The organism is Stenotrophomonas sp. GSD10 (genome assembly GCF_056172695.1).
On the sequence record NZ_JAOCMC010000002.1, the window covers coordinates 677197 to 701562 of the forward strand.

Consider the following 24366-nt stretch of genomic DNA (forward strand, 5'->3'; position numbering starts at 1 on the left):
AACCACCACCTGGTAGCGCCGGGCCATGCCCGGCGGATTTGCATCAGCGGCCAGCCACCTGCAGCCACGGCGGTGACAGCTTCAGCAGCCGCGCCTGCACCGGGCAGTCCTCGGCATGGGCGCCGGGCAGGTAGCCCAGGCTCATCAGGAATTCGCCGGTGATCTCGCCACCGGTGAAGCGGAAGGTCTTCTTGAACAGCTTCACCCAGTCGGCCTTGCTGCGCGGGTGATGCGCATCCAGCCACGCCGCGAAGCTGCCATGGCTGGCCCGCAGCTGCTGGATCACCTGCGCGTTGTGGATCGCCGCCAGCACCTTCAGCCGGTTACGGATGATGCCCGCGTCCGACAGCAACCGCTCGATGTCCTGCTCGGCGTAGGCGGCCACGCGGTCCACGTCGAAACCGTCGTAGGCCGCGCGGAAACCCTCGCGCTTCTTCAGGATGGTCTCCCAGCTCAGCCCGGCCTGGTTGATCTCCAGCACCAGCCGCTCGAACAGTTCGCGCTCGTCACGCTGCGGGAAGCCGTATTCGTTGGCGTGGTAGTAGTCGTGCACCGGGTGGCCCGGGGCGATGAGGCAGTATCCACTCATGGTGCAGCCGCCTCCTCGCGGCCTTCGTCTTCATCCAGGGAAAGCTGTGCCGGAATGCCCTCCAGGCGCATCTCGGGCCAGCGTGGGGGCCGTGTTTCCAGCCCGCCGCCGCGCAGCGCACGGGTCAGCGTCTGCGCCTGTGCGCTGCTGTGTCGTGGGAACGATACGCTTCCCGCCGAATGCCATGCACCCTTGTGCCGCACGTGCAGTGCGCAGTCAGGCGGCAGATAGGGCGAAATCCGGCACAGCAGCACCTCATCTTCGCCGTCCTGGTCGAGATCACGACGCACCGCGATGCATTCCTCATCGGTGTCCAGGCAGCCATCGGCACGGATCTGGCGGGCGTGCAGCAGCGCCTGCCACCAGTCATCGGCAGGCATCGGGCTGCCCTTGGCCACGATGATGCGTGCATGCAGCTGGTCCAGCGAGCGTGGGGCGGAGGGCGCAGGCACATCGCGTCCTGCGGTGGGGCGCGGCAATGCCTCGGCCAGCACGCTGCGCGCGTGCGGGTCGGCAATGACGCCCGGTTGCTGCTGCAGTTCGTTCAGCGCGCGCACGCCGCGTATCCCCAGCTCGAAGCGCAGCATGCTGGCATCGCCACCGGTGATCTGGTCGGGCTGCGCGGTGAAGCGCGGTACCTGGCTGGCCAGGGTCAGCCGGATCGGGTCGATCAGCGGCGAGCTGCCGAGTATCGCCACCACCAGCACCAGCCCGCACATCCAACGGTTGACCGCTTCCAGGCCCTGCAGCCAGCGGCCCTGCCGGCGCAGCACGGCCAGCGCATATCCCAGCGCGTAGCCCGCCACCAGCAGCGCGGTCGCCAGGCCCCAGAACCGATCCACGGTCATGCCGTGCTGGCCCAGGCGCAGGCCGATGGCAAACAGCGCCAGCGCCGCGTACACCGGCAGTGTCAGCAGGCCGGCGTCCACCAGGCGGCGCACCCCGCGCGGATACACCGCAGTATCGCTGTCGTGCTGGTAGACCGCGTTGGCGAACGCGATCAACAGCAGGGCCATGGCCAGCAGCAGGCTGGCTGCAGAGCGGGTGCCCCACAGCGGCGCCAGGCCGGTGAACGGCAGCGCAGAGACGAACAGCAGCGCAATCAGCGCCAGCAGCGGCAGCAACCCGCGGCAGACGGCAAACAGCACCTGGCGGGTGATCTGGATGGCACGGTGCTGGGTGCGGCCGATCAACAGGCCGAACCCGGCCAGCAGTCCGGTCGCCAGCGCCACAAAGGCCGGGTGCAGGAACAACTGCTGGAAAAATCCACGCGCAGCAGGCTGAACAATGCGGCGCACAGCCACAGCAAGGCCCAGGTCAACCCGGTGAACGCGCCCGCCAGCGCCAGCGTGAGCCCGTTCTGCCAGGCGCGCTCGAACAGGGCCGCGTAGCTGGCATTCCAGTGCCCCTGCTGCAGGCGGAACTGCCACCACGGCAGCGCAATGAAGACGCCGATGCCCAGGCAAACGGACAGCGGCATCAGCACCGGTGTGGGGTTGAGGCCGGAGGCTCCCTGCAGATTCCACGCGGCCCAGGCCCCCAGCCCGAGTACCAGCAGCGATGCCAGCCCGGCATGCTGCCAGAGGCGGCGGTCCTTCACCTCGACCACGGTCAGGGCCAGTGCGGTGGGAACGCTCAGCAGCCACGCATACGCGCAGTAGCGCCAGACGCCATCGCGGACCTGCCAGCGCTCGGCCAGTTCCTGCATCGCATACAACACCAGGCCCTGCAGCAGCGCGATCAGCACGATCATGCGGCGCGTGCCCCGGGCCAACGGCACTTCCTGTTGCATTGTCCAACCTCCTTGCAAGGGCGCCATCCTAGCCGATCCCTTCGCGCCCGCGTCCCGGCCCCAGCGGGTAGAATGGGCGCATGCCTGTAACGCCGACCTCCCTTGCCGATCACCTGCTCGTCGCGCTGCCGTCGCTGCTCGACGCGACCTTTGCCCGCAGCGTCGCGCTGATCTGTCAGCACGACGAGAACGGGGCGATGGGCGTGCTGGTCAACCAGCCGTCCGAGTACACCCTGGGCGAAGTGCTCGCGCAGATGGATATCAGCACCGGTGATGGCGATCTGCAGGCACGCATGGTGCTCAACGGCGGCCCGGTGCATCCCGAACGCGGCTTCGTCATCCACGACGACGCACGGGCGTGGGATTCCAGCCTGATCGTGGGCGAAGGCCTGTACCTGACCACCTCGCGCGACATCCTCGAAGCGATGGCGCGTGGCGAAGGCCCGGCCAACGCCGTGGTCACCCTCGGTTGTGCGGGGTGGGGCGCCGGCCAGCTGGAAAGCGAGCTGGCCGAGAACAGCTGGCTGACCGTGCCGGCCGATGCCGAACTGGTGTTCCAGCTGCCGCTGGAGCAGCGCTGGCAGGGCGCGGCCTCGCGCATCGGCGTGGACCTGTTCCGGCTGACGGACTACAGCGGCCATGTCTGAGCCGGCCGTGATCCGCCGTGATGGCACCGTGCTCGGCTTCGATGTGGGCTCGCGGCGGATCGGCGTGGCCATCGGCAGTGCCTTCGCCGCGCATGCGCGCGCGGTGGCCGTGGTTGACGTGCATGGCAACGGCCCGGACTGGACCGCGATCGAACGCCTGCTCAAGGAATGGAAGCCCGATGGCCTGGTGGTGGGCGACCCGCTTACCCTCGACGGCCAGGACCAGCCCAATCGCAAGCGCGCGCAGGGCTTTGCCCGCCAGCTGCGGGAACGTTTCAAGCTGCCGGTGGTGATGATCGACGAGCGCTCCAGCTCGGTCGAGGCTGCCCGCCGCTTCGCTGTCGAGCGCGCCGAAGGGCGCAGGCGCCGCCGTGACGCGGCCGCCCTCGATGCGGTGGCCGCGGCGGTGATCATCGACCGCTGGCTGTCGTCACCGGACGACGCCACTCCCATTCCTTGACTGCACGACTCCCGCCATGACCGCCCAGCAACTCGATGCCTCCGGACGCCTGCGCCACCTGCTGACCCTTGAGGGCCTGCCGCGCGAAACCCTGCTGCAGCTGCTCGACCGTGCCGGGCAGATCCGCGATGCCGCAGTCGGCCGCGTCGGCAACAAGCGCCACGTGCTGGCCGGTTCTGCGGTGTGCACGCTGTTCTTCGAACCGTCCACGCGCACCCGCAGCTCGTTCCAGCTGGCGGCGCAGCGGTTGGGCGCCGACGTGCTGAACTTCGACGCCTCCACCTCGTCCACGCGCAAGGGCGAAACCGCCTGCGATACGCTGCGCAACCTGGAAGCGATGGGCGTGCGCGGCTTCGTGGTGCGCCACCCCGATGACGGCGCCGTGGCCGCACTGGCCGAGGCGGCGGGCGAGGGCACGGCGTTGATCAACGCCGGCGACGGCCGCAGTTCGCACCCGACCCAGGGCCTGCTGGACATGCTGACCCTGCGCCAGGCCAAGGGCCCGGATTTCTCGAAGCTGAAGGTGGTGATCGTCGGCGACGTGAAGCACTCGCGCGTGGCGCGCACCGACCTGCATGCGCTGCGCACGCTGGGCGTGGGCGAGATCCGCGTGTGCGGCCCGCAGTCACTGCTGCCCGACGATGAGACCCTGAAGGGCTGCGTGGTCGGCGACGATTTCGACGCGATGCTGGAAGGCGTCGATGCGCTGATGATGCTGCGCCTGCAGCGCGAGCGCATGGAAGAGGGCCTGGTGCCGTCGCTGGAGCAGTACCACGCGCAGTACGGCCTGACCAACGCGCGCCTGGCGCGTGCCGGCAAGGACGCGGCGGTGCTGCACCCCGGTCCGATCAACCGCGGCGTGGAAGTGACCGACGAGGTGGCCGACGGCCCGCAGTCGTGGGTGCTGCGTCAGGTCGCCAACGGTGTGGCCGTGCGCATGGCCGTGCTGGAAACCCTGCTGGGCTGATCTGCCTGCATTTGCCTGGGTAGGTGCCGACCGTTGGTCGGCACAGAGCAACACGTCACGTGAACTCCTGGGCGCGACCATTGATTGGCCGCAGCCCTACCTCCATCGGAGCGTTTACCTGATGGAAGCAAGCTGGCGGCGGGCACAAGCTTGGGCCCATGAGCCGTGCACGTCTACGCCTTGGCCGCCATTCCCGGATCGGGCAGACCTACATCCTGACCACCGTTACCGGGAGTCGTCGACGCTACTTCGACGATGCCAATGCGGCGCTGATGGTGATGGACGTGGTCCGCCGCATTGATGCTGAAGGTCTGACGCACTCGCTTGCCTATGTGGTCATGCCGGACCACATCCATTGGCTGGTGGAGCTCCGCGCGTTCTCACTGGACTACATCATGCAACGCTTCAAATCGAGCAGTGCATTGCGGATCAATCGCATGCTGGGTAGAACAGGACGATTCTGGCAATCGAGCTATCACGATCACGCCATTCGTTCTGAAGAATCACTGTTTCGCCATGCGGTGTACATCGTCGCCAACCCGGTCAGGGCGAACTTGGCGAGCTGCGTGGGGGAGTATCCGTATGCCTGGTGCCGATGGGAGATCGATGTGAGTTGCCAAGCAATGGATTTCCCCGAAGCGGAGAGATAGTGCCGACCAACGGTCGGCACCCACCAACATCCATGCCGACCAACGGTCGGCACCCACCAACAGATGTTTCCCAGCAGAAGCGGTGGCTCACCGCTTCTGCGCGAACAACCACGCCCACATCGCCGGATCGGCGTAGGTGGCATCCCAGGCGTTGTGGTTGCCGTCGGGGTATTCGGTATAGCGCACGTCGCGCGCGCCGGCAGCCTGGAAGGCGGTGTGCAGGCGACGGTCATCGGCAGGCGGCACCACGTCATCCAGCGCGCCGTGGAAGATCCAGATCGGGGTGTGCCGCAGGCGCTGGGCGATGGTCGCGTACGGGTCGGCCTCGTGGGCGACCTGTTCGACGAACAGGGTCGGGCGTACCGCACGCGGGGCCAGTACCGCGCCGCATACCGGCACGATCGCCGCGAAGCGGCGTGGGTCGTCCAGCGCGATGTTCCAGCTGCCATAGCCGCCCATCGACATGCCGGTCAGGTACTGGCGCGCCGGGTCGGCGCCGAACTCGGCAATGGCGGCGTCCAGCGCGGCCAGCGCCACGCGGTTGTTGCGTCCGCTCCATTCCTCGCGCCCCGGCACCTGCGGAAACACCGCCAGCGCCGGGAAATCGGCCGCATGCGCACGCAGGTACGGCCCCAGTCCAGCGTGGGTCTGCTTGACGCCATCGCCGCCGCGCTCGCCGGATCCGTGCAGGAACAGCACCACCGGCAGCGAGCCGGGTGTGCGCGCCGACGCTGCCGGAACGAACACCTGGTAGTAGGCCGTTTCGCCGTCCACCTTCACCGCGCGCGCTTCGAAATGTCCCCGCGTGCTGTCCGGCATCGAGGTGCAGCCGGTCAACATCAGAACGGCCAGGGCTGGCAGCCAGCGCGAGATTGAACGGAGCATGAGGCTTCCCGAAGCGGCGAGGTCACTGCATCGTAGTCCGCTGCCGTCAGCGCGGCATCGTGCGCCGCGTCACTGCGGGCGTGGAACGCTGGCGATGATGTCCAGCTGCTCCTGGGCCTCGGCATTGCCGTCGGCGGCCGCGGCCTGCACCTGCGCCAGGTCCGGGTGCAGGACCACCAGCAGCGGGTTCTCGCAGACCGGGCAGTCGTACTCGGTGGCGTCTTCGTCCAGCTCCATCTCCATTGCACGCGAGCTGCCCTTCCATTCGCAGGCTGGGCAGGTGTGCTGCTGGTCGCGCCAGCCGGGCTGGAAGTAGTTTTCGATGGTGGTTGCCATGAGGGGATCCAGTGGGGATCGGGTCAGAGCCCCGCGCAGCGGGGATCCGACCCTGGGTTTGGAGCAGGTCGGGAATCTGACCCTGCAGGGTTCAGTGCAGCAGCACCAGCGTGGCCAGGCCGAGGAAGGTGAAGAAGCCCATCGAGTCGGTCACGGCGGTGAGGAAGATGCCGCTGGCCAGCGCCGGGTCGAAGCCGAAGCGTTTCAGGGTCAGGGGTACCAGCACGCCGGCCAGTGCCGCAAACAGCAGGTTGCAGGTCAGTGCGATGGCGATCACCGCCGACAGCCCCGGCGAGTGGAACCAGGCCAGCACGATCAGGCCCAGCACCGAACCGAGCATCACGCCGTTCAACAGCGCGACCCGGACTTCCTTCCACAGCAGGGTGCGGGCGTTGGAGGCGCCCACCTGGCCCAGCGCCAGGCCACGCACCATCAGTGCCAGCACCTGGGTACCGGCGTTGCCGCCGAGGCCGGCGACGATCGGCATCAGCACCGCCAGCGCCACCAGCTTGTCGATGGTGCCTTCGAAATGGCCGACCACGCTGGAGGCCAGGAAGGCGGTACACAGGTTCACCGACAGCCACATCAGGCGGCGGCGCATCGCGCGCCAGACCGGGCTGAACAGGTCCTCGTCCTCGTCCAGACCGGCCGCGCCCAGCGCCTGGTGCTCGGCCTGGCCGCGGATGATGTCGACCACGTCATCGATGGTGATGCGGCCGATCAGGATGTTGTTGTCATCCACCACCGGCGCGGAGATCCAGTCATGGTCGGAGAACTGGCGGGCGACTTCCTGATCGCTCTCGCCGACATCGATCGCCGGTTGCTCGTCGTCGATCAGCCGGTTGATCGGCGTGGTGTCCTCGTGGGTCACCAGTGCCGCCAGCGACACCCGGCCCAGGTACTGATGGCGGCGGCTGACCACGAACAGGTGATCGGTGTGGTCGGGCAGTTCGCCGCGCAGGCGCAGGTAGCGCAGCACCACGTCGACGTTGACGTCGGCGCGCACGGTCACCACGTCCGGGTTCATCAGGCGCCCGGCGCTGTCCTCGGGATAGGACAGCACCTGTTCCAGGCGCTCGCGGTTCTCCCGGTCCATCGACTTGAGGACCTCGTCGATGACTGTGTCCGGCAGGTCTTCGACCAGGTCGGCCAGATCGTCGATGTCGAGGTCTTCGACCGCGGCGATGATCTCGTCCGGGTCCATGTCGGCCAGCAGGCTCTCGCGCACGTCGTCGCCGACGTGGACCAGCACCTCGCCGTCATCTTCCGGATCGACCAGGCCCCACACCACCTCGCGCTTGCCGGGCGGCAGCGATTCGAGCAGGTTGCCGATCTCGGCCGGGGCCAGGGTGTTGACCAGGCGGCGCACCGGACCCAGGCGGCCACTGTCCAGTGCATCGGACAGCATCCGCAGTTGGCGCGCAGTCTTGTCGTGGCGTACAGCTTCAGCCATCGCAGCTCCCGCGGGATAAGAAAAGCCGCGATCCCGGCAAGGATGCGGCAACAGGGGTGTTCAGCGCGTCATTATCGCAAGGGGATGTTTCAGCGCATAGCCGCCGGGCGGTGGTAGTGCCGGCCACTGGTCGGCAATCGTCCCCATCGACGTCCATGAGGTAGCCGGCCAGCGGCCGGCACTACCCTTGGGGGTCAGGGCGTGTCGGCCACCAGCGCCAGCCAGCGCTCGATGGCGCGGCGGTCGCGGGCGGCCAGCAACTTCGGTGCTCGCGCGCGCAGCGTGGCCAGATCGGCCTCGCGGATCGCGCGGCGCACTTCCAGCAGGGTGCCCGGATGCAGGCTGAACTCGGTCAGGCCCAGCGCCAGCAGCAGGGGCGTCATCCGTGCATCGCCGGCCATCTCGCCACACACCGCTACCGGAATGCGATGGCGCGCGCCGGTCTCGATCACCATCTGCAGCAGGCGCAGCACCGCCGGGTGCAGGGGCGAATACAACTCGCCGAGCGCTTCGTTGTTGCGGTCGGCGGCCAGCAGGTACTGCACCAGGTCGTTGGTGCCAACCGACAGGAAGTCGACCAGATCGATGAAACTCTCCAGCGCCAGCGCGGCGGCGGGTACTTCGATCATCGCGCCCAGCGGCACATGCTCGGACACCATGTGGCCTTCGCCGCGCAGCTGCTCGGTCAGCTTCAGCATGCGCCGGCGCACCGCCAGCAGTTCCTCGCGGGTGCTGATCATCGGCAGCAGCACGCGCAGCTTGCCGTAGGCCGATGCACGCAGGATCGCACGCAGCTGGGTATCGGCTACCTTCGGCCGCGCCAGCGACAGGCGTACGCCACGCAGGCCCAGCGCCGGATTCTCCTCGTTGCTCAGGGTCAGGCCAGTGCGGTCGGCCTTGTCCGCACCCAGGTCGAGCGTGCGGATGGTCACCGGCCGCCCGCTCATGCCCAGCGCGGCGTCGCGATAGGTCTGGAACTGTTCTTCCTCATCCGGCAGCTCGTTACGCTGCAGGAACAGGAATTCGGTGCGGTACAGGCCCAGGCCCTGGGCGCCCAGCGCATGGGCCTGGGTCACATCTTCCAGCGATTCGGCATTGGCCAGCAGGGCGATGTCGACCTGGTCGCGGGTGCGGCTGGGCTTGCTGCGCAGGCGCCCGAGCTCGCGCTGTTCGCGCGCGTGTTCCTTCAGGCGCGCGCGGTAGTCGCGCAGGTTGTCGGCCAGCGGGTTGGCGGTGATGCTGCCGTCGGCACCATCGATGATCAGCACATCGCCATCGGCGACGCGACTGAGCAGCTGCGGCACGTTCACGATCAACGGCAGATGCAGGCTGCGCGCCAGGATGGCGCTGTGTGACAGTGCGCTGCCGGCCGCCGTGACGATGCCGACCACGCCCTGTGCCTGCAGCTGGGCCAGCTCGGACGGGGCGATGTTGTCGCAGACCAGGATCTCGCCGGCCAGGCCCTTCACCACCGGCGCACGCTCGGGTTGCAGGAAGGCATGGATGCGGCCGATCACGTGGTCCAGATCGTCCATGCGGCTCTTCAGATAGGCATCGTCCATGCCATCGAAGACCTTGGCCAGACGGTCGCGTTGCACGCGCAGGGCATAGCCGGCGCTGTACGGGCCGCTGCGGATCAGCTCATCCAGCCCGTGCAGCAGCTCGGGGTCGTCCAGCAGCAGGGCGTGCAGGTCGAGGAATTCGCCCACTTCCTGGCTCAGGGCACCGTGCAGGCGCTGGCGCAGCTCGTGCATTTCGGTACGCGCGGCGGCCACTGCGTGGTGCAGGCGGGCCAGTTCGGCCTCCACCTGGCTGGGCGCCACCCGTTGTTCGGCTACCTCCAGCGCATGCGGCAGGCGCACCCGGGCGCGGCCCATCGCCGTGCCGCGTGCGGCGCCGTGGCCGGCCAGCAGCTGCACCGGCCGCAGGCCGGAAGAAGGCTGGCCGGCGCGCGCGCGTGGCACGCTCAGCTGTCCTCGTCGAAGCGGCGTTCGAACAGGTCCACCACCGCATCCATCGCGGCCGACTCGTCCTCGCCGGTGATGCGCACGGTGACCGGCGTGCCCTGGCCGGCGGCCAGCAGCATCACGCCCATGATGCTCTTGGCGTTGATCTCACGGCCCTTGGCGGCCATGGTCACGTTGCAGCGGAAAGGCGCCAGGGTCTGCACCAGCTTGGCGGTGGCCCGGGCATGCAGGCCCAGGCGGTTGCTCACGGTGAGTTCTCGTTCAAGCATCGTCGACTATCGCTCCATTACGGGTACCCGCCGCGGCTGTGGCGGGCAGTTGATCCAGTCCCTGTTCCGGATAATTCATCACCCGCAGCAACATCGGCAGGCTCAGCGCCGACACCCGGCGAACCGGGGTCCCCAGCCGGGCCAGCTGCCCGGCAAGATTGGCGGGGCTGGCACCGTACAGGTCGGTCAGGATCAGCACGCCTGCACCACCATCGACCCGCCGCAGGGCGGCCGAGGCGAGCGGGAGCAGGGCGTCCAGGTCTGCGTCGAACGGTACTTCGAAAGCTTCGGTCTTCAGCGGCAATTGCCGCAGGAGCCGGGTCGCCACATCAAGCAGGGCGGTCCCGACCCCAGGGTGTGTTACGAGGAGAATGCCACAGGTCATTACTGCACGTTAACAGGTCAAGGTGAATCGGCGATAGCAGCAGGCGAGGGGCACTGTGTCCCGTATTCAGCGATGCCGGGGTCGGATCCCTTTTCCACGGAAAAGGGCTCTGACCCGCCACGGGTTCCGATCCCTCCACGCATGGCGTGGGTCTGCAGTGTCGACCAAGGTCGACACCCACCAACAGCGGTCGACACGCACCAACAGCACACGGAGTCTGTCAGAGGCGGGGTGGGTCCGGTTGCGGGGTGTCCGCGGCATGGATGCCGCGGCCAAGCCCCCATGGATGGGTTTACTGCGTCCCCCGTAACCGGACCCGCCCCGCCATCCCACGGAATGCCGCTTCTGCTTTTGCTTTTGCAGATGCTGTTGCCGGCCAGCGACCGGCACGACCGGTCGGTGCCGGGCGCAGCCCGGCCGACGCCCTCAATCCTGTTCGCGGTGGTAGGTCGCCACGTCTTCCCAGCCCATCTCGCGCGCATGCCGCGCCATGCGCTCGGCCAGGAATACCGAGCGGTGCTTGCCACCGGTGCAGCCGAAGGCCACGGTCACGTAGCTGCGGGTGCCGTCGCCCAGCTTCGGCAGCCAGGTATCGAGAAAGTCCATCAGCTGGGCCAGATAGCGCTGCACATCCGGCTGCGCCTCCAGGTAGTCGCGCACGCCGGGTTCGCGGCCGCTGAGCGCGCGCAGGTCGGGATCCCAGTGCGGGTTGGGCAGCACCCGTGCGTCGAACACGAAGTCTGCTTCGGCCGGCACGCCACGCTTGTAGGCAAACGATTCGAACAACAGCGACAGGCTGGTGGCATGGCCCATCGCGAACTCGGTGATGATGCGACGGCGCAGCTGATGCACATTGAGGCTGCTGGTATCGATCACCGCGTCGGCTTCGCGCCGCAGCGGCGCGGTCAGTTCGCGTTCGCGGGCGATCGCCTCGGGCAGGGAAAGACCGAGCTGGCTCAGTGGATGCCGGCGGCGGGTGTCGGCATAGCGCTTGAGCACGGTCTCGTCGCTGGCCTCGAAGAACAGCACCTTCACTTCAACGCCGGCGTCGGTGGCCAGCTGCCGCCAGTCGCCCAGCTGGCTCAGGTCGGCCTGGCCGCGCACGTCGATACCCACCGCCAAGCGGCGCGGCGCGCGGCCGTCGTGGTTGTCCAGCAGGCTGCGCACGAAGTCCGGCAGCAGGTGGATCGGCAGGTTGTCCGAGCAGTAGTAGTCCTGGTCCTCGAAGGTCTTCAGGGCGACGGATTTACCCGAGCCGGACAGGCCGCTGACGATGATCAGGGTCGGGGCGGTGGGAGTGACGGTGCTCATGGACAGGCTCTTGGCAGGGCAGGGGGTCAGGGCGTTCGCCGTTCCAGCAGGTTGCTGTGGCGGGCGATGAACATCGCCGCAGGGTCGATGCCCTTGGTACGCAGGATATGCAGGCGGGTGGCCGCCTCGGTCAGCACGGCCAGGTTGCGGCCCGGCATCACCGGCAGGGTGATCAGCGGCACGTCCAGGTCCAGCACATGGCGGGTGCCCGAATCGCCGGTCAGGCGCTCGTAGCCATGCGGCGTGGGTTCGGTCATCGGCTTGGTCAGGTGGACGATCAGCCGAAGATACTTGTTCTTCTTTACAGCCGTGTCGCCGAACATCTCGCGCACGTTCAGCACGCCCAGGCCGCGCACTTCCAGCAGGTCCTGCAGCAGCTCCGGGCAGGTGCCATCGAGCACGTCGGGGGCGATCTGGGTGAACTCGGGGGCGTCGTCGGCCACCAGCCGGTGGCCACGGCTGAGCAGCTCCAGCGCCAGCTCGCTCTTGCCCGAGCCGGCCTCACCGGTGATCAGCACGCCGATGGAGTAGATCTCCATGAACACGCCATGCAGGATCACCCGCGGCGCCAGCGTGCGCGCCAGGTGGTAGGACAGATGGTTGAGCAGCTCGTGGCCGCGCTTGGGTGACAGCCACAGCGGCGTGCCGGATTCATCGGCGGCGGCGCGCAGGTCTTCCGGACAGGGCTGGTTGCGGGTCAGTACCAGCGCCAGCGGATGCGACTGCATGATCTTCTCGATCGTTTCCCAGCGCTGGCGCGGTTCCAGCGCATCCAGCCAGGACAGCTCCTCGGTGCCCAGGATCTGCACCTTGTTGGGGTAGATCGCATTGAGGTAGCCGGCCAGCGACGGGCGCCGCGAGACCGTGTTGCCGGCCTCCAGCTCGCGCTTCTCTCCGGACTGGCCGGCGGCCCAGCGCAGGCCGAGCCGCTCGCGCTGCTGTTCGAACAGTTCGCGTGCGGTGATGCTGGTATTCATGCGGCGCTCGCAGGTGGGGGCAGGTCCAGCGCCTGGCGCAGGGCCCGGGCGTCGCCGGCGTCACGCAGGGCCTGGCGGATCGCCGGCGAGGAGAACAGTTCGGCCAGCTCGGACAGCAGCATCAGGTGCTGGTGCGTGTAATGGGCGGGGACGGCGATCGCAAATACCAGGTCGACCGGTTCGTCGCCGCCGAAGTCGACCGGGGTGGCCAACCGCAGCAGGGCGCCGCGTGGGCGGTCCAGGGTCGGCGCGCGGCCGTGGGGGATGGCGATGCCGTGACCGATCGCCGTGCTGCCCAGCGCTTCACGCTGGCACAGGTTCAGGTAGATCTGTTCGGCGTTGGCCTGGCGGCAGGCCAGCAACCCGGCGGCGGCCTGCAGGACGCTGTCGCGGTCGGTGGCCGTGCAGAGCTGGGTCTGCACGGCCGCCAGGAGGTCATTCAGGGGCATGTCTGCGGGAAACGGTGGCGATCAGCCGCCATTGTCGCCCACCGGCAGCGGTGCGTGCTGCTGTTTTTTCTCCTTGTGCTTGATCACCAGGCGGTCAAGCTTGTCCGCAAGCACGTCGATCGCGGCATACATGGTCTGGCCGCCGGCCTCGGCGTGCAGGGTCTGCCCCGGAATGTTGAGGCTGGCGTCGACGTGGTGCTCGGTCTTCTGCAGCTTGAGGGTCACCCGCGCTTCGCAGTGCTGGTCGAAGTGTTTTCCGATCCGGGCCAGCTTCTCCTCTACATAGGACTGCAGGGCCGGGGTGACTTCGACGTCTTTGCCAAACGTTTCGATGCGCATCGGGTTTCTCCTGTGTTCGGATGTGCCAATGAACCTCTCCGCCGGGCGCGGCGGTGCGTCAAGCGATTCTGACCCTTTCGTGCGAGGCGGAGATGTTCATGGCTTCACGATACTTCGCCACGGTGCGCCGCGCTACTGGAATTCCCGACGATTTGAGCAGGTCAGCCAGCTTGGCGTCAGAAAGCGGCTTGCGCGGGTTCTCATCGTCGATCAGGCGCCGGATCATCGCCTGGATGGCGGTGCTGGAGGCCTCGCCGCCGCCGTCGGTATCGATGCCCGAGGCGAAGAAGGCACGCAGCGGCAGGGTGCCGCGCGGGGTGCGCACATGCTTGCGGGCGATCGCGCGCGACACCGTCGATTCGTGCAGGCCCAGTTCGGCGGCGATCTCGCGCAGGGTCAGCGGGCGCAGCGCCTGTTCGCCGAATTCGAGGAATCCGGCCTGTTGCAGGATCAGGCTGCGCACCACCCGCAGCAGGGTCTCGCCACGCTGCTGCAGGCCCTTGAGCAGCCAGCGCGCTTCCTGCAGCTGGGCGCGCAGATAGCCTGCATCGGCGTCGCCACAGCGGCGGATCAACTGTTCATAGCCACGGTGGATCACCACCTTCGGCCCGGCATGCCCGGCCAGTGCCGCGCGCCAGACACCGTTCTGCCGCCACACCACGACGTCCGGCACCACGTAGGTGTCCTGCGACAGCGGCGCGATCTGCGTGCCCGGGCGTGGGTCCAGCGAGCGCAACAGGGCCACGGCGGTCTCGACCTCGGCCAGCGGCTGCTTCAGTTCGTGGGCAAGCCCGGACACGCCACTGCGCGGCAGTCGTTCCAGCGGGCCTGCGGCAATCTGCCGCGCCAGCGCCAGGCCGGGCGTGTCCTCGTCCAGCACCTCCAGCTGCAGCTGCAGGCATTCGCCCAGCGTACGCGCGGCCACGCCCACCGGATCGAAACGCTGGATGCGATGCAGTAGCGCCAGGATCTCATCTTCGTCGGCATGGATCGCCGGCAGCAGGGTTTCGGCGATGGTTGCCAGCGGCTCGCGCAGGTAGCCATCGTCGTCCAGTGCATCGATCAGCGCCGCGCCGATGCTGCGGTCACGCGCCGACAGATGCGACAGGTGCAGCTGCCACAGCAGATGGTCGGCCAGGGTTTCGGTTTCGGCCACGCGCTCGGCGGCGCTGCCGGTGTCGTCATCGTCATCGAAGCTGCCGCCGCTGCCGGCGGCACTCCAGTCCAGCTCGGCCGGCGCCCAGTCGTCGCCGCTGTCGCTGCGTTCGGCCGGGGCCTCGCTGTCGCTGCCGTCGCTGCCCTCGTTGGCCGCGTTGCCGTCGCTGCCGTCGGCCCAGTCCAGCAGCGGATTGCTTTCCACCGCTTGGGCGATCTCCAGCTCCAGCTCGGTGGTGGACATCTGCAGCAGCTTGATCGCCTGCTGCAACTGGGGCGTGAGCACCAGGTGCTGTCCCAACGATGTCTGCAGCCGAGTCTTCATGCCAGTGCCGAACGGAAGGAAAGGGACCCGGCGCCTGCGATCACAGCTTGAAGGAATCCCCAAGGTAAACGCGACGTACGTCGGCGTTGTCCAGGATCGCCTCCGGCGACCCCTGGGCGAGCACGCTGCCCTCGGCGAGGATATACGCGCGGTCACAGATTCCCAAGGTCTCGCGCACGTTGTGGTCGGTGATCAGCACACCGATGCCGCGCTGCTTGAGATGGGTGACGATGCGCTGGATTTCGCCGACCGAGATCGGGTCGACACCGGCGAACGGTTCATCGAGCAGGATCAGGCGCGGCTGTGCGGCCAGGGCTCGGGCGATCTCGCAACGGCGGCGCTCGCCACCGGACAGGCTGGCGCCGAGCTGGTCGGCGACGTGGCCCAGCTGCAGCTCGTCGAGCAGGCTGTTCAATTCGCGCTCGCGGCCGGCCGAATCCAGGTCTTCGCGCAGTTCCAGCACCAGGCGGATGTTGTCGGCCACGGTCAGCTTGCGGAACACCGACGGCTCCTGCGGCAGGTAGCCCACGCCCTGCTTGGCGCGGGTGTACATCGGGTCGCCGGTGATGTCCTTGCCGTCGAGCACGATGCTGCCGGCATCGGCGGCGACCAGGCCGACGATCATGTAGAAGCAGGTGGTCTTGCCGGCGCCGTTGGGGCCCAGCAGGCCGACCACTTCGCCGGCATCGAGGGTCAGCCCGAAGTCCTTGACGACTTCGCGCTGCTTGTACTTCTTGCGCAGGCCCTGGGCGACGAGCATTACTTCTTGCTCCCGGCCGGCGCCGCCGCCGGCGTCTTGTTCTTGGGCGGGATAACGGTGCGCACGCGGCTGCCGTCGCCACCGGAGTTCATCTCGCCGCTGCGGGTGTTGTAGACCATGCGCTGGCCGGCATTGGTGCCGCGCGCGCTGGTGACCTTGTAGTTGCCGGTCAGGGTGATGATCTCGGTCTTGATGTCGTAGTCGATGCGGTCGGCCAGCGCGTCCATCCAGGTGCCGTCATCGAGCTGCTGCTTCATCTTGGCCTGCTTGCCGGTGAACACCACACGCACCGCTTCGCCGTCCTTGAGGTAGATCTCGGCCTCGGACGAGCGCAGGTCCAGCGTGCCCTGGGTGATGATCACGCCCTGCGACAGCACGGTCTTGCCGTCGCCGGTGAGCATGCCCGACTGTGCGCCGGAATCGATGTGCATGTCTTCGTTGCGGTCGGTGGACTTGGCGAAGGCAGCGCTGGGCACAAGAAGACCGAGCGCGAGTACGGCTGCAAAGGGAATCTTCATCGGGGTCCGTTCTACCGGTGGGGCCTCCCGGCGGACCGGGGGCGGGTGGGTGGGCTGTCCGCCTTGCGCCGGTCCGGAGACGTCGCAGGCGGGCGGCGGAATCAGCGTCGGGGCGTGTAGCGGCCCTTGGACTGGCTGAGGAAATGATACGTGTTGTTCTTCGAATCCACCTCGAAACCCACACCGGACTGTTCCATGCCCGGACGGGTCATGGTGACCAGGGCATCGGTGCGGGCGCGGCTGTCCTTGGGGAACACGTCCAGGTGGTCGGTGCGGAAGGTGGTGGGCACCACGCCCGGGCCGGCCGGGCTGTCGCCGGCGACGTTGCCGCGCAGCTTCATTTCATCGCCCTTGGCGCTGAGCCAACCGGTTTCGGCGCGCAGGGTCCAGTGCTTGCCATCCTTGTCGGGCATCTCGAACAACGGGGTGGCGATGGAGATGGTCTGGTCACCGCGCTGGCGCTCCAGCAGCGGCGCCCGCAGGGTGGTCGATTCCTTGCCGTGCTCATCCAGTGCCACGATCTGGAAATCGTGCAGCACGTAGTCCACGCCCAGTTCCTGGCTGTCGTTGGCCGGGCCCTTGTCGCGGTTGCGCAGGGCGGCCCAGCTGCTGAGCAGGGCCGCCAGCAGCAGGCCGATGCCCAGCACGGTGCGCCAGTTCAGTGTCGGCAGGTTCATGCGCCGAACCTCGCCAGCGCGGCGTCCACGTGGCCCTGTGCGGCCAGCAGGATGTCGCACAGTTCACGGGCCGCGCCACGACCGCCCTCGGCCCGGGTCTGCCAGTGCACGCGCTCGGCAATCCACGGGTGGGCATTGGCCGGGGCCACCGCCAGGCCCACCGCGCCCAGCGGCGCCAGGTCGGGCAGATCGTCGCCCATGAACGCCACCTGGTGCAGCCCGATGCCGTGCCTGGCGCACAACGCCTGCACGCTGGCCAGCTTGTCGCCCACTGCGATCTGGGTATCGATGCCCAGGTCGGCGCCGCGCTTGAGCGCGGACTGGCTGTTGCGCGCGGTGATCAGCACGGGGTGGATGCCGTGCTGCTGCAGCAGTTTCAGGCCCAGGCCATCCTGCACGAAGTACGCCTTGCTCTCGTTGCCGTCCTTGTCGTAGTACAGCCGACCGTCGGTGAGGGTGCCGTCCACGTCGAAGCAGGCCAGGCGGATGCCGGCCGCCGTGGCGTGCAGGGGAGCGGGAAAGGCGGACAGGGGGACCAGGGCATCAGGGCGACAGACTCGGTGGCGGCAGGAAGGGCATTACAGACTGAATGGGGTCTACGGACTGTCGGTTAAACCACCCGGGCCCGCAACAGGTCATGAATGTTCAGGGCGCCGACCGCCCGGCCCTGGCCATCAACCACGATCAGGCCGTTGATCTTCTGGGTTTCCATCTGCCGGGCGGCTTCCACAGCCAGCTGGTCGGCACCGATGGTGCGTGGGTTGCGGGTCATCACATCGGCGATCCTGGCGGTACGCACATCCAGCGCACTGTCCAGCGCACGGCGCAGGTCGCCGTCGGTGAACAGGCCGATCAGCACGCCATCGGCGTCCACCACGGCGGTCATGCCGAGCCGTTTGCGGCTCATTTCCACCAGCGCTTCGCTGAGGCTGGCGTCGGCCGGGACCTTGGGCAGGTCGTCGCCGGTGTGCATGACGTCGGTGATGTGCAGCAGCAGGCGGCGGCCGAGGCTGCCGGCCGGATGCGAGCGGGCGAAATCATCGGCGGTGAAGCCACGGGCGTCGAGCAGGGCCACCGCCAGCGCATCGCCCATCGCCAGCGAGGCGGTGGTGCTGGAGGTGGGGGCCAGTGCCAGCGGGCAGGCCTCGGCCGGTACGCTGACGTCCAGGTGCACGTCGGCCGCGGCAGCCAGGCTCGACTGCGGGCGGCCGGTCATGGAAATCAGCACGTTGCCCTGGCGCTTGAGCACCGGCAGCAGCATCAGCACCTCGTCCGACTCGCCCGAATAGGACAGGGCCAGCACCACGTCGTCCTCGGTGATCATGCCCAGGTCGCCATGGCCGGCCTCGCCCGGGTGCACGTAGAACGCCGGGGTGCCGGTGGAGGCCAGGGTGGCGGCGATCTTGCGCGCGATATGCCCGGACTTGCCCATGCCGGTGGCGACCACCCGGCCGCGGCTGGCCAGGATCACCTGGCAGGCCTGCTGGAAAGCCTCGCCGAGGCGGTCGGCGACGGCATCCAGGGCCTGCTGCTCGATCTCGAAGACACGGCGGCCACTGGCGACCAGGCTGGCCGGATCGACGGAACGGGGGGCAGGAGGGACTCGGCCATGCGGACGCCACGCAGCGGAAGTAGAATGAGCGCTCATTTTATTAGGAAAGCCCGTTGGACGCCGACACCATCCGCAACCTGATCGAAACCGGCCTGCCCGGCGCCCGCGCCGATGTGCGTGGCGACGATGGCGTGCATTTCGAAGCGACCGTGGTCTGCGAGGCCTTTGCCGGCAAGATGCCGCTGGCCCGCCACCGGATGGTCTATGCCACCCTGGGCGACCTGATGGGCGGCGCGATCCACGCGCTGGCGCTGAAAACCGTGACCCCGGCCGAAGCCGGCTGAACCGCAGAAGATTCCCTATACATGGCCAAGATCGTTGTGACCGGCGGCGCTGCGCTGCACGGTGAAGTGAGCATCTCCGGCGCCAAGAACGCCGTCCTCCCCATTCTCTGCGCGACCCTGCTGGCCGATGCGCCGGTGGAGATCACCAACGTGCCGCACCTGCACGATGTGGTCACCACGGTGAAGCTGCTGGGCGAACTGGGCGCCAAGGTCACCATCGACCAGGGCACCCTGTCGCGTGGCAGTGCGATCGTGGTCGACCCGCGTTCGGTGAACCAGCACGTCGCGCCGTATGAGCTGGTCAAGACCATGCGCGCCTCGATCCTGGTGCTGGGCCCGCTGCTGGCCCGCTTCGGCGCTGCCGAAGTGTCGCTGCCGGGTGGCTGCGCGATCGGTTCGCGCCCGGTGGACCAGCACATCAAGGGCCTGCAGGCGCTGGGTGCGGACATCGTGGTAGAGAACGGCTTCATCAAGGCCACCGCCAAGCGTCTGAAGGGCGGCCACTTCACCTTCGACATGGTCAGCGTTACCGGTACCGAGAACGTGCTGATGGGCGCGGTGCTGGCTGAAGGCACCACCATCCTCGACAACTGCGCGATGGAGCCGGAAGTGACCGATCTGGCGCATTGCCTGATCGCCCTTGGCGCGAAGATCGAAGGCCTGGGCACCGCCCGCCTGGTCATCGAAGGCGTCGAGCGCCTGTCCGGTGGCCGCCACGAAGTGCTGCCCGACCGCATCGAGACCGGCACCTTCCTGGTGGCCGCGGCGATGACCGGCGGCAAGGTCACGGTCAACCGTGCGCGCCCGAACACCATGGACGCGGTGCTGTCCAAGCTGGTCGAGGCCGGCGCGAAGATCGACACCACCGAAGACACCATCACCCTGGACATGCAGGGCAAGCGGCCCAAGGCGGTGAACCTGACCACCGCGCCGTACCCGGCGTTCCCCACCGACATGCAGGCGCAGTTCATGGCGCTCAACTGTGTGGCCGACGGTGTCGGCGTGATCAACGAAACGATCTTCGAGAACCGTTTCATGCACGTCAACGAACTGCTGCGCCTCGGCGCGGACATCCAGGTCGAAGGCCATACCGCCATCGTGCGGGGCAGCGAACACCTGAGCGGTGCGCCGGTGATGGCCACCGATCTGCGTGCGTCGGCGTCGCTGATCCTGGCCGGCCTGATGGCCAGCGGCGATACCACCATCGACCGCATCTACCACCTTGACCGTGGCTACGAGAACATCGAAGAGAAGCTGTCTTCGCTCGGTGCCACCATCCGGCGCGTGCCATGATCCTGCGCGGCAAATTCAGCCCGCGTCGCAAGGCGCTGCTGGCGCTGGTGCTGATCGTGCTGGCGTGGCTGGGCTATGCCTGGTACGCCAACCTGGCCATCACCCAGGGCATCGAGCAGAAGGACATGGACTGGAATGGCGATGGCACGGTCAGCCGTGACGAGATCATCCAGTCGTTCTACGCGGTGGCGGTGAATGACAGCCAGGACGGCAACCGCCATTGCCGCACCTTCGTCTGGCGCAGCACCGGTGAGCAGATCCGCGTGGACTGCCGCACCGAGTTCGCGCCGGCCGAAGCGAAGCCGGCCGAACAGAAGAAATAAGAAAACGCCCGCGAAAGCGGGCGTTTTTCTGTGCGGGCTCCGACCCCATCCACGCAACCGGGGGTCAGAGCCTGTCCCGTTGCGAAGGGATCCGACCCCCGCGGTCAGTTCATCGCCTTGATGGTCAGGTCCAGCGCGTCACGGCCTCCCTCACGCTGCAGCATGCGCGCCGGTACCGGGAACTCCGGCACGATCCAGGCGATCAGCTCCTTGTTGCCGTCGGCACGCGAGACCTTGGTGGCGTCGTAGCTCTTGCCGCCCACGGTGATCGATTCCTTGCCGATCACCCGGTAGGTCATGTTCTTGATCCGGCCTTCGTCGACCATGCGGTAGGTCAACGGCTTGCCGGCGGCCAGGTCGCGGGCGATCGCCAGGTTGATCAGCAATGCATCCATGTCACCGCTTTTCAGCGCGATCGGTCCGGCGCGGTCCGGCTTGATGTCGCCGGTCCAGGTGGCCTGGTTGCTGGTCCAGTTGTAGTTGGCCTGCACATTGCGCTTCTTCACCAGCAGCGCCGAACGGTCCTGGCTGCTGAGCGGGCGCAGCTGGCCGCGCACTTCCTCGAACACGGTGCTCTGGCTGAGGTCGGCCAGCTGGTTCTTCACCTGCAGGGTGTAGCGCCACTTGTTGGCGCCTTCGCTGCTCAGGGTCATGCTGCCGTTGGCCTGCATGCCCATGTAGCTGGCCAGGTAATCGGCCTTGAACGGCTGCAGGGCCATGGCCGGCAGACTGGCCATCGACAGTGCGGCTGCGGCGATCCAGGTGAGGGGCGGGTCAGGGTGCTCATGCTCAGACTCCTTGGTATTCGATCAGTCGAAGGTCGACGCGGTCTTCGCCGTCTTCGCGTTGCAGGATGCGCACCGGGGTGGGAACACCGTTGGCGATCCAGAGAATGGTTTCGTTGTTGCCGCCGTTGGTGCGGTACACCTTCAGCGCGTTGTAGGACAGGTCGCCGACCTCGACGTTCTCGGTCTGCGCCGCCGCCTGGTAGTCATGCTGGCGGACCTTGCCCATGTCCACGTAGCGGTAGTGCATGGCCGCGCCCGGACGCGCATCGCGCATGATCGCCAGGTTGATCAGCAGTGCGCTCTGGTCGCCCGGCTGCAGCGGGATCGGCTGCGCGCGATCCTTCTTCACATCGCCGGTCCACTGCGCGGTGCCGGCCTGCCAGTTGTAGGTGCCGACCGCCTTCTTGCCCAGGAACAGACCCTTGCGCACGGTGCTCTGGCTGAGCGGCGCGTAGCTGCCGCCGCGTTCCTCGAACACGGTGCTCTGCTCGATGTTCAGGCCCAGCACGCTGGCAAAGCCGCGGCGGCCGACCACCTGCATGTCCACCCGCCATTGGCTGCCGCCGGTGTGGGTGACCTGCATGCTGGCGTCGCCGGCCTCCTTGCCCTTGTAGAAGGCCTGGTAGGTGGCGCTGAACGGCTGCAACGGCGGCGGCTCCCAGGCCAGGGCCGCAGGCATCGGCACCGGCGGTTCGGCCGGCGCCTGCACCACGGGCACCGCAGCCGGTGCTGTGGCGGGCGCTTGCGCCTGTCCCCAGCCCGGGCCGGGGAACGCGGCAAGCGACAGCAACAATGAAGTGGACAGCAGGGTCGTGGTCTTCATGGAGGGCAGGGACCGCAGGAGGGGGCAGGATGCCAGCCGCGCAGTCAGCGGGGCGTGTGCAAGCCGGTTACCGGTTCAGGTTCCCGGCGGAATCTAGAGCCAACGGGTTAAACAGGGGGTGACCATCCAGCCAGGGTTGCCCGTCCCGTTCAGCCAGACGGCCGCTGCACAGCAGCTGCAGCGTGGCGATCAGCAGCGGATGCTCCACCGCCAGCACGCGAGCGGCCAGCGCCTGTGCGTCATCGCCGGGCCATACCGGCACGCGGGCCTGCGCCAGCACGGCGCCGGCATCCAGCTCGGGAACCACCAGGTGCACGCTGGCGCCATGCTCGGCATCACCGGCCTGCAGCGCCCGCGCATGCGTGTCCAGGCCCTTGTGCAGCGGCAGCAGCGAGGGATGGATGTTGACCAGGCGGCCAGCGAAGCGCTGCACGAAGATCGCGCCGAGGATGCGCATGTAGCCGGCGCAGATGATCCAGTCCGGCTGCGCTGCCGCCAGCGCATCGCCCAGGGCCTGCTCGTAGGCGGCGCGGTCACTGAATTCCTTCGGTGCGTGCGCCCAGCGCAGGCCCGGATCGACGCGTTGCAGCGCCTCGGCCGCGGGGCGATCGGAGAACACACCGACCACCTCGGCGGGCAGCCGGCCGCTGCCGATGGCGTCGAGGATGGCCTGCAGGTTGCTGCCACGGCCCGAGGCAAGCACGGCGATACGGGTGCTGGAAGCACTCATTACGGGGAACTCCGGCGGATCAGCGGCCAGGTGAGCAGGCTGCCCACGGTGGCCATCAGCATGTCGGCGTGGGCATCCCACAGGTCGCCCTGCTGGCCGTTGTAGGCCTCGGCGGCATCGGGGGACAGGGCCAGTGCGATGGCCCATTCAAACCACTCGTAGACCAGGCTGGAGCACATGATGGTCATCACCGCCAGGGTGAAGGCGTGGCCCCGGCGCAGTGCCGGCCAGGCGTGGCGGGCCAGCTGCAGCAGTGCCGGGGTGAAGCAGACGCCGTACAGGAAGTGGATGAGGCGATCGAAATGGTTGCGCTGCCAGCCGAACGCCGCATTGGGCGACCAGCCGGTCAGCGTCTGCATCCACGCGTCGTAGGGCACGTTGGAGTACAGCCAGCGCGCCGCCACGCAATGAAGGGCGATGAAGCCGCAGATGGCGATGAAGGCGCCATTGCCCAGCCAGCCACGGCGGTCCACCCACACCAGGGCGACCAGCCCGAGCACGGTCAGCGTGCTGTGCAGGGCCTGTTCGGTCGGCCACAGCGGCCGGAACCAGCTGATCGCGAACACCGCCAGCACGGCGGCGAACGCCAGCTTCTTGGCGCCCGATGCACGGTAGGCGGAGGCAGGGGGGCGAGGGCACGCGAGGACATGTCGGGTCGATCGGGAAGGGACGGGTATTCGCCGGCCGGCTCAGACGCTGAGATGGTCGCCGCGGTCGAACAGGGCAGCCATCTCCGGTTTGGACAGGAACACCAGCGCATAGGCGGTCAACGCCATGCCCAGCGGCCCGGCCAGCACGGCCAGCCAGGCCGCACGCCGGCACGCGGCCAGACCGGTGCGGCGCGACAGCAGGCGGGCGGTATGCAGCTGCACGAAGCCCAGCACTGCGGCCAGCACGGCGATTGCCGCATAGACCGTGGCCAGCACTGCGCCGTCGTCGAGCCCGCGCGAGCTGGCCACCAGACCGATGAAGGCGGTGAAGGCCAGTGCGGCCAGCCAGTGGAACCCCGCCAGCGCGTAGAACAGCACTTTCAGCGTCTGCAGATGGCTGGCCAGCTGCAGCTGGGCCAGGGTCTGCTGCGGCAGCGGTGGCGGATGGCCTGCGGCGTTCACAGGGCAGCGCCCGGTGCATCGAAGGCGGCCTTGACCTGCGGGCGCAGCAGGGTGATCAGGCTCAACACGCCCAGCGCGGTGCCGATCGGGGCGACCAGACAGGCCAGGCCGGCCACGATCAGGCACAGCAGATGACGGCGACGGCGTGTCAGGCAGCGCCCGGCATAGGCGACGAACGCGCCCAGCGTGACGCCCCCGAACACCATGACGCAGCCGAGCACGGTGAACACCCAGCCCATCAGCTGCTGCTCGGCCAGTGAGGAGGGCTCACCGCCGGACTTCATCGGCAGGCTGCCGGTCAGGGCGGCGATACCGATCACGATGTGCAGGATGAAGATCAGCGAGAACAGTGCGATCAGACCACCGACCACGTAGTGCGCGATGGCCAGCATGCGCAGGTGGTCGGCATCCTGGGAGGTGAACACCGGCACCGTCGCCAGCGGCGGCGGTACCGGAGCGGGTGGCAGGGGGCGTTGCGTCCATGCGGGCT

General features: G+C 68.0%; 31 protein-coding genes and 1 pseudogene. 7 read left to right on the forward strand and 25 right to left on the reverse strand.

Annotated features, from left to right (window positions below; translation table 11 throughout):
• Positions 1–43: 43 nt before the first annotated feature.
• From N4G47_RS03300 to N4G47_RS03310, 3 genes are read right to left on the reverse strand one after another with little or no spacing between them, the layout of a single operon-like run.
• On the reverse strand, positions 44–589 hold the full coding sequence (locus tag N4G47_RS03300) for a DNA-3-methyladenine glycosylase I (protein WP_475285183.1): 546 nt from the start codon (positions 587–589) through the stop codon (positions 44–46).
• Positions 586–1842, reverse strand: coding sequence for a DUF4153 domain-containing protein (locus N4G47_RS03305; RefSeq protein ID WP_475285185.1), 1257 nt, complete (start codon positions 1840–1842; stop codon positions 586–588). The genes N4G47_RS03300 and N4G47_RS03305 overlap by 4 nt, the downstream gene beginning before the upstream one ends.
• A complete protein-coding gene (locus tag N4G47_RS03310; protein ID WP_475285187.1) occupies positions 1779–2381 on the reverse strand; it encodes a hypothetical protein in 603 nt (200 codons plus the stop codon). The genes N4G47_RS03305 and N4G47_RS03310 overlap by 64 nt, the downstream gene beginning before the upstream one ends.
• Positions 2382–2461: 80 nt before the next feature.
• On the opposite strand from N4G47_RS03310, the gene N4G47_RS03315 reads away from it, so the two are divergent.
• The 4 genes from N4G47_RS03315 to N4G47_RS03330 all read left to right on the forward strand — a co-directional run bounded on the left by N4G47_RS03315 (position 2462) and on the right by N4G47_RS03330 (position 5105).
• Positions 2462–3028 (forward strand): YqgE/AlgH family protein, encoded by a 567-nt coding sequence (locus N4G47_RS03315; protein ID WP_107230064.1) that lies wholly within the window; start codon positions 2462–2464, stop codon positions 3026–3028.
• Positions 3021–3488, forward strand: a complete 468-nt coding sequence (gene ruvX / locus N4G47_RS03320) for a Holliday junction resolvase RuvX (protein WP_107230065.1) — start codon at positions 3021–3023, stop codon at positions 3486–3488. Before N4G47_RS03315 ends, ruvX begins: the two co-directional genes overlap by 8 nt.
• Before the next feature lie 16 nt (positions 3489–3504).
• Positions 3505–4455, forward strand: a complete 951-nt coding sequence (locus N4G47_RS03325) for an aspartate carbamoyltransferase catalytic subunit (RefSeq protein ID WP_107230066.1) — start codon at positions 3505–3507, stop codon at positions 4453–4455.
• A 158-nt stretch (positions 4456–4613) separates the two neighbouring features.
• The gene (locus tag N4G47_RS03330; RefSeq protein ID WP_475285190.1) at positions 4614–5105 is read left to right on the forward strand and encodes an REP-associated tyrosine transposase; all 492 of its coding nucleotides are present in this window, start codon (positions 4614–4616) and stop codon (positions 5103–5105) included.
• 87 nt (positions 5106–5192) lie between these two features.
• On the opposite strand, the gene N4G47_RS03335 is transcribed toward N4G47_RS03330, so the two are convergent.
• The 16 genes from N4G47_RS03335 to N4G47_RS03410 form a co-directional block, all read right to left on the reverse strand.
• A complete protein-coding gene (locus N4G47_RS03335) occupies positions 5193–5990 on the reverse strand; it encodes a carboxylesterase family protein (protein ID WP_475285192.1) in 798 nt (265 codons plus the stop codon).
• 69 nt (positions 5991–6059) lie between these two features.
• Complete coding sequence (locus N4G47_RS03340; RefSeq protein ID WP_475285194.1) at positions 6060–6326, reverse strand: hypothetical protein; 267 nt, start codon at positions 6324–6326, stop codon at positions 6060–6062.
• A gap of 91 nt (positions 6327–6417) precedes the next feature.
• Positions 6418–7779, reverse strand: coding sequence for a magnesium transporter (gene mgtE / locus N4G47_RS03345; protein WP_005408383.1), 1362 nt, complete (start codon positions 7777–7779; stop codon positions 6418–6420).
• 194 nt (positions 7780–7973) lie between these two features.
• The gene (ptsP, locus tag N4G47_RS03350; protein WP_249844821.1) at positions 7974–9743 is read right to left on the reverse strand and encodes a phosphoenolpyruvate--protein phosphotransferase; all 1770 of its coding nucleotides are present in this window, start codon (positions 9741–9743) and stop codon (positions 7974–7976) included.
• 2 nt (positions 9744–9745) lie between these two features.
• Positions 9746–10015, reverse strand: a complete 270-nt coding sequence (locus N4G47_RS03355; RefSeq protein ID WP_107230071.1) for an HPr family phosphocarrier protein — start codon at positions 10013–10015, stop codon at positions 9746–9748.
• Positions 10008–10400, reverse strand: a complete 393-nt coding sequence (locus tag N4G47_RS03360; RefSeq protein WP_057497257.1) for a PTS sugar transporter subunit IIA — start codon at positions 10398–10400, stop codon at positions 10008–10010. The genes N4G47_RS03355 and N4G47_RS03360 overlap by 8 nt, the downstream gene beginning before the upstream one ends.
• A 426-nt stretch (positions 10401–10826) precedes the next feature.
• Positions 10827–11711 carry an RNase adapter RapZ gene (gene rapZ, locus N4G47_RS03365; protein ID WP_057497258.1) on the reverse strand — a complete coding sequence of 295 codons (885 nt, stop codon included), beginning with the start codon at positions 11709–11711 and terminating at the stop codon, positions 10827–10829.
• Positions 11712–11737: 26 nt separating this feature from the next.
• Positions 11738–12688, reverse strand: coding sequence for an HPr(Ser) kinase/phosphatase (gene hprK, locus N4G47_RS03370; RefSeq protein WP_057497259.1), 951 nt, complete (start codon positions 12686–12688; stop codon positions 11738–11740).
• Positions 12685–13137 (reverse strand): PTS sugar transporter subunit IIA, encoded by a 453-nt coding sequence (locus N4G47_RS03375; protein WP_475285197.1) that lies wholly within the window; start codon positions 13135–13137, stop codon positions 12685–12687. The genes hprK and N4G47_RS03375 overlap by 4 nt, the downstream gene beginning before the upstream one ends.
• Positions 13138–13158: 21 nt before the next feature.
• Positions 13159–13476, reverse strand: coding sequence for a ribosome hibernation-promoting factor, HPF/YfiA family (gene hpf / locus N4G47_RS03380; RefSeq protein WP_057497261.1), 318 nt, complete (start codon positions 13474–13476; stop codon positions 13159–13161).
• 58 nt (positions 13477–13534) lie between these two features.
• Positions 13535–14956, reverse strand: coding sequence for an RNA polymerase factor sigma-54 (locus tag N4G47_RS03385; protein WP_475285198.1), 1422 nt, complete (start codon positions 14954–14956; stop codon positions 13535–13537).
• 40 nt (positions 14957–14996) lie between these two features.
• Positions 14997–15716, reverse strand: a complete 720-nt coding sequence (lptB, locus tag N4G47_RS03390) for an LPS export ABC transporter ATP-binding protein (RefSeq protein ID WP_107230074.1) — start codon at positions 15714–15716, stop codon at positions 14997–14999.
• A complete protein-coding gene (gene lptA / locus N4G47_RS03395; protein WP_475285201.1) occupies positions 15716–16234 on the reverse strand; it encodes a lipopolysaccharide transport periplasmic protein LptA in 519 nt (172 codons plus the stop codon). The genes lptB and lptA overlap by 1 nt, the downstream gene beginning before the upstream one ends.
• Positions 16235–16335: 101 nt before the next feature.
• A complete protein-coding gene (gene lptC / locus N4G47_RS03400; RefSeq protein ID WP_475285203.1) occupies positions 16336–16911 on the reverse strand; it encodes an LPS export ABC transporter periplasmic protein LptC in 576 nt (191 codons plus the stop codon).
• Positions 16908–17450 carry a KdsC family phosphatase gene (locus N4G47_RS03405; protein WP_475289884.1) on the reverse strand — a complete coding sequence of 181 codons (543 nt, stop codon included), beginning with the start codon at positions 17448–17450 and terminating at the stop codon, positions 16908–16910. The genes lptC and N4G47_RS03405 overlap by 4 nt, the downstream gene beginning before the upstream one ends.
• A 71-nt stretch (positions 17451–17521) precedes the next feature.
• Positions 17522–18559 (reverse strand): KpsF/GutQ family sugar-phosphate isomerase, encoded by a 1038-nt coding sequence (locus N4G47_RS03410; RefSeq protein ID WP_475285205.1) that lies wholly within the window; start codon positions 18557–18559, stop codon positions 17522–17524.
• A 17-nt stretch (positions 18560–18576) separates the two neighbouring features.
• Between N4G47_RS03410 and N4G47_RS03415 the strand changes: the two genes are divergently transcribed.
• Genes N4G47_RS03415 through N4G47_RS03425 form a run of 3 tightly spaced genes read left to right on the forward strand, consistent with a single transcriptional unit; the run spans position 18577 to position 20423 of the window.
• Positions 18577–18807, forward strand: coding sequence for a BolA family protein (locus N4G47_RS03415; protein ID WP_021202589.1), 231 nt, complete (start codon positions 18577–18579; stop codon positions 18805–18807).
• Positions 18808–18828: 21 nt separating this feature from the next.
• A complete protein-coding gene (murA, locus tag N4G47_RS03420; protein ID WP_249844815.1) occupies positions 18829–20100 on the forward strand; it encodes a UDP-N-acetylglucosamine 1-carboxyvinyltransferase in 1272 nt (423 codons plus the stop codon).
• Complete coding sequence (locus N4G47_RS03425; protein WP_475285208.1) at positions 20097–20423, forward strand: EF-hand domain-containing protein; 327 nt, start codon at positions 20097–20099, stop codon at positions 20421–20423. The genes murA and N4G47_RS03425 overlap by 4 nt, the downstream gene beginning before the upstream one ends.
• Before the next feature lie 104 nt (positions 20424–20527).
• Here the strand turns inward: N4G47_RS03425 and N4G47_RS03430 are convergent, their stop codons facing one another.
• From N4G47_RS03430 to N4G47_RS03455, 6 genes and pseudogenes are all read right to left on the reverse strand, one after another.
• A complete protein-coding gene (locus N4G47_RS03430) occupies positions 20528–21160 on the reverse strand; it encodes a DUF3108 domain-containing protein (protein WP_475285210.1) in 633 nt (210 codons plus the stop codon).
• Between the two features lie 52 nt (positions 21161–21212).
• Positions 21213–22034: a DUF3108 domain-containing protein gene (locus tag N4G47_RS03435; RefSeq protein WP_475285212.1), complete on the reverse strand. Its 822-nt coding sequence runs from the start codon at positions 22032–22034 to the stop codon at positions 21213–21215.
• 67 nt (positions 22035–22101) lie between these two features.
• Positions 22102–22764, reverse strand: a complete 663-nt coding sequence (gene purN / locus N4G47_RS03440) for a phosphoribosylglycinamide formyltransferase (RefSeq protein ID WP_475285214.1) — start codon at positions 22762–22764, stop codon at positions 22102–22104.
• Positions 22764–23339 carry a DUF2238 domain-containing protein gene (locus N4G47_RS03445; protein ID WP_475285216.1) on the reverse strand — a complete coding sequence of 192 codons (576 nt, stop codon included), beginning with the start codon at positions 23337–23339 and terminating at the stop codon, positions 22764–22766. The genes purN and N4G47_RS03445 overlap by 1 nt, the downstream gene beginning before the upstream one ends.
• Positions 23340–23453: 114 nt before the next feature.
• Complete coding sequence (locus N4G47_RS03450; protein WP_475285218.1) at positions 23454–23876, reverse strand: hypothetical protein; 423 nt, start codon at positions 23874–23876, stop codon at positions 23454–23456.
• Positions 23873–24359, reverse strand: a pseudogene (locus tag N4G47_RS03455) (hypothetical protein). The gene N4G47_RS03450 and the pseudogene N4G47_RS03455 overlap by 4 nt, the downstream one beginning before the upstream one ends.
• Between the last annotated feature and the right edge of the window lie 7 nt (positions 24360–24366).

Excerpts from the sequence above, each read along its gene's own strand:
- mgtE (WP_005408383.1), bottom strand. The coding sequence starts at position 7,779 with ATGGCTGAAGCTGTACGCCACGACAAGACTGCGCGCCAACTGCGGATG.
- N4G47_RS03435 (WP_475285212.1), bottom strand. The coding sequence starts at position 22,034 with ATGAAGACCACGACCCTGCTGTCCACTTCATTGTTGCTGTCGCTTGCC.
- N4G47_RS03340 (WP_475285194.1), bottom strand. The coding sequence starts at position 6,326 with ATGGCAACCACCATCGAAAACTACTTCCAGCCCGGCTGGCGCGACCAG.
- N4G47_RS03300 (WP_475285183.1), bottom strand. The coding sequence starts at position 589 with ATGAGTGGATACTGCCTCATCGCCCCGGGCCACCCGGTGCACGACTAC.
- N4G47_RS03360 (WP_057497257.1), bottom strand. The coding sequence starts at position 10,400 with ATGACCTGTGGCATTCTCCTCGTAACACACCCTGGGGTCGGGACCGCC.
- purN (WP_475285214.1), bottom strand. The coding sequence starts at position 22,764 with ATGAGTGCTTCCAGCACCCGTATCGCCGTGCTTGCCTCGGGCCGTGGC.
- N4G47_RS03325 (WP_107230066.1), top strand. The coding sequence starts at position 3,505 with ATGACCGCCCAGCAACTCGATGCCTCCGGACGCCTGCGCCACCTGCTG.
- lptB (WP_107230074.1), bottom strand. The coding sequence starts at position 15,716 with ATGCTCGTCGCCCAGGGCCTGCGCAAGAAGTACAAGCAGCGCGAAGTC.
- N4G47_RS03310 (WP_475285187.1), bottom strand. The coding sequence starts at position 2,381 with ATGCAACAGGAAGTGCCGTTGGCCCGGGGCACGCGCCGCATGATCGTG.
- N4G47_RS03315 (WP_107230064.1), top strand. The coding sequence starts at position 2,462 with ATGCCTGTAACGCCGACCTCCCTTGCCGATCACCTGCTCGTCGCGCTG.
- N4G47_RS03410 (WP_475285205.1), bottom strand. The coding sequence starts at position 18,559 with ATGAGCGCTCATTCTACTTCCGCTGCGTGGCGTCCGCATGGCCGAGTC.
- N4G47_RS03355 (WP_107230071.1), bottom strand. The coding sequence starts at position 10,015 with ATGCTTGAACGAGAACTCACCGTGAGCAACCGCCTGGGCCTGCATGCC.
- rapZ (WP_057497258.1), bottom strand. The coding sequence starts at position 11,711 with ATGAGCACCGTCACTCCCACCGCCCCGACCCTGATCATCGTCAGCGGC.
- hpf (WP_057497261.1), bottom strand. The coding sequence starts at position 13,476 with ATGCGCATCGAAACGTTTGGCAAAGACGTCGAAGTCACCCCGGCCCTG.
- hprK (WP_057497259.1), bottom strand. The coding sequence starts at position 12,688 with ATGAATACCAGCATCACCGCACGCGAACTGTTCGAACAGCAGCGCGAG.
- ruvX (WP_107230065.1), top strand. The coding sequence starts at position 3,021 with ATGTCTGAGCCGGCCGTGATCCGCCGTGATGGCACCGTGCTCGGCTTC.
- murA (WP_249844815.1), top strand. The coding sequence starts at position 18,829 with ATGGCCAAGATCGTTGTGACCGGCGGCGCTGCGCTGCACGGTGAAGTG.
- N4G47_RS03375 (WP_475285197.1), bottom strand. The coding sequence starts at position 13,137 with ATGCCCCTGAATGACCTCCTGGCGGCCGTGCAGACCCAGCTCTGCACG.
- N4G47_RS03335 (WP_475285192.1), bottom strand. The coding sequence starts at position 5,990 with ATGCTCCGTTCAATCTCGCGCTGGCTGCCAGCCCTGGCCGTTCTGATG.
- lptA (WP_475285201.1), bottom strand. The coding sequence starts at position 16,234 with ATGAAGATTCCCTTTGCAGCCGTACTCGCGCTCGGTCTTCTTGTGCCC.
- N4G47_RS03385 (WP_475285198.1), bottom strand. The coding sequence starts at position 14,956 with ATGAAGACTCGGCTGCAGACATCGTTGGGACAGCACCTGGTGCTCACG.
- N4G47_RS03425 (WP_475285208.1), top strand. The coding sequence starts at position 20,097 with ATGATCCTGCGCGGCAAATTCAGCCCGCGTCGCAAGGCGCTGCTGGCG.
- lptC (WP_475285203.1), bottom strand. The coding sequence starts at position 16,911 with ATGAACCTGCCGACACTGAACTGGCGCACCGTGCTGGGCATCGGCCTG.
- N4G47_RS03430 (WP_475285210.1), bottom strand. The coding sequence starts at position 21,160 with ATGGCCAGTCTGCCGGCCATGGCCCTGCAGCCGTTCAAGGCCGATTAC.
- N4G47_RS03330 (WP_475285190.1), top strand. The coding sequence starts at position 4,614 with ATGAGCCGTGCACGTCTACGCCTTGGCCGCCATTCCCGGATCGGGCAG.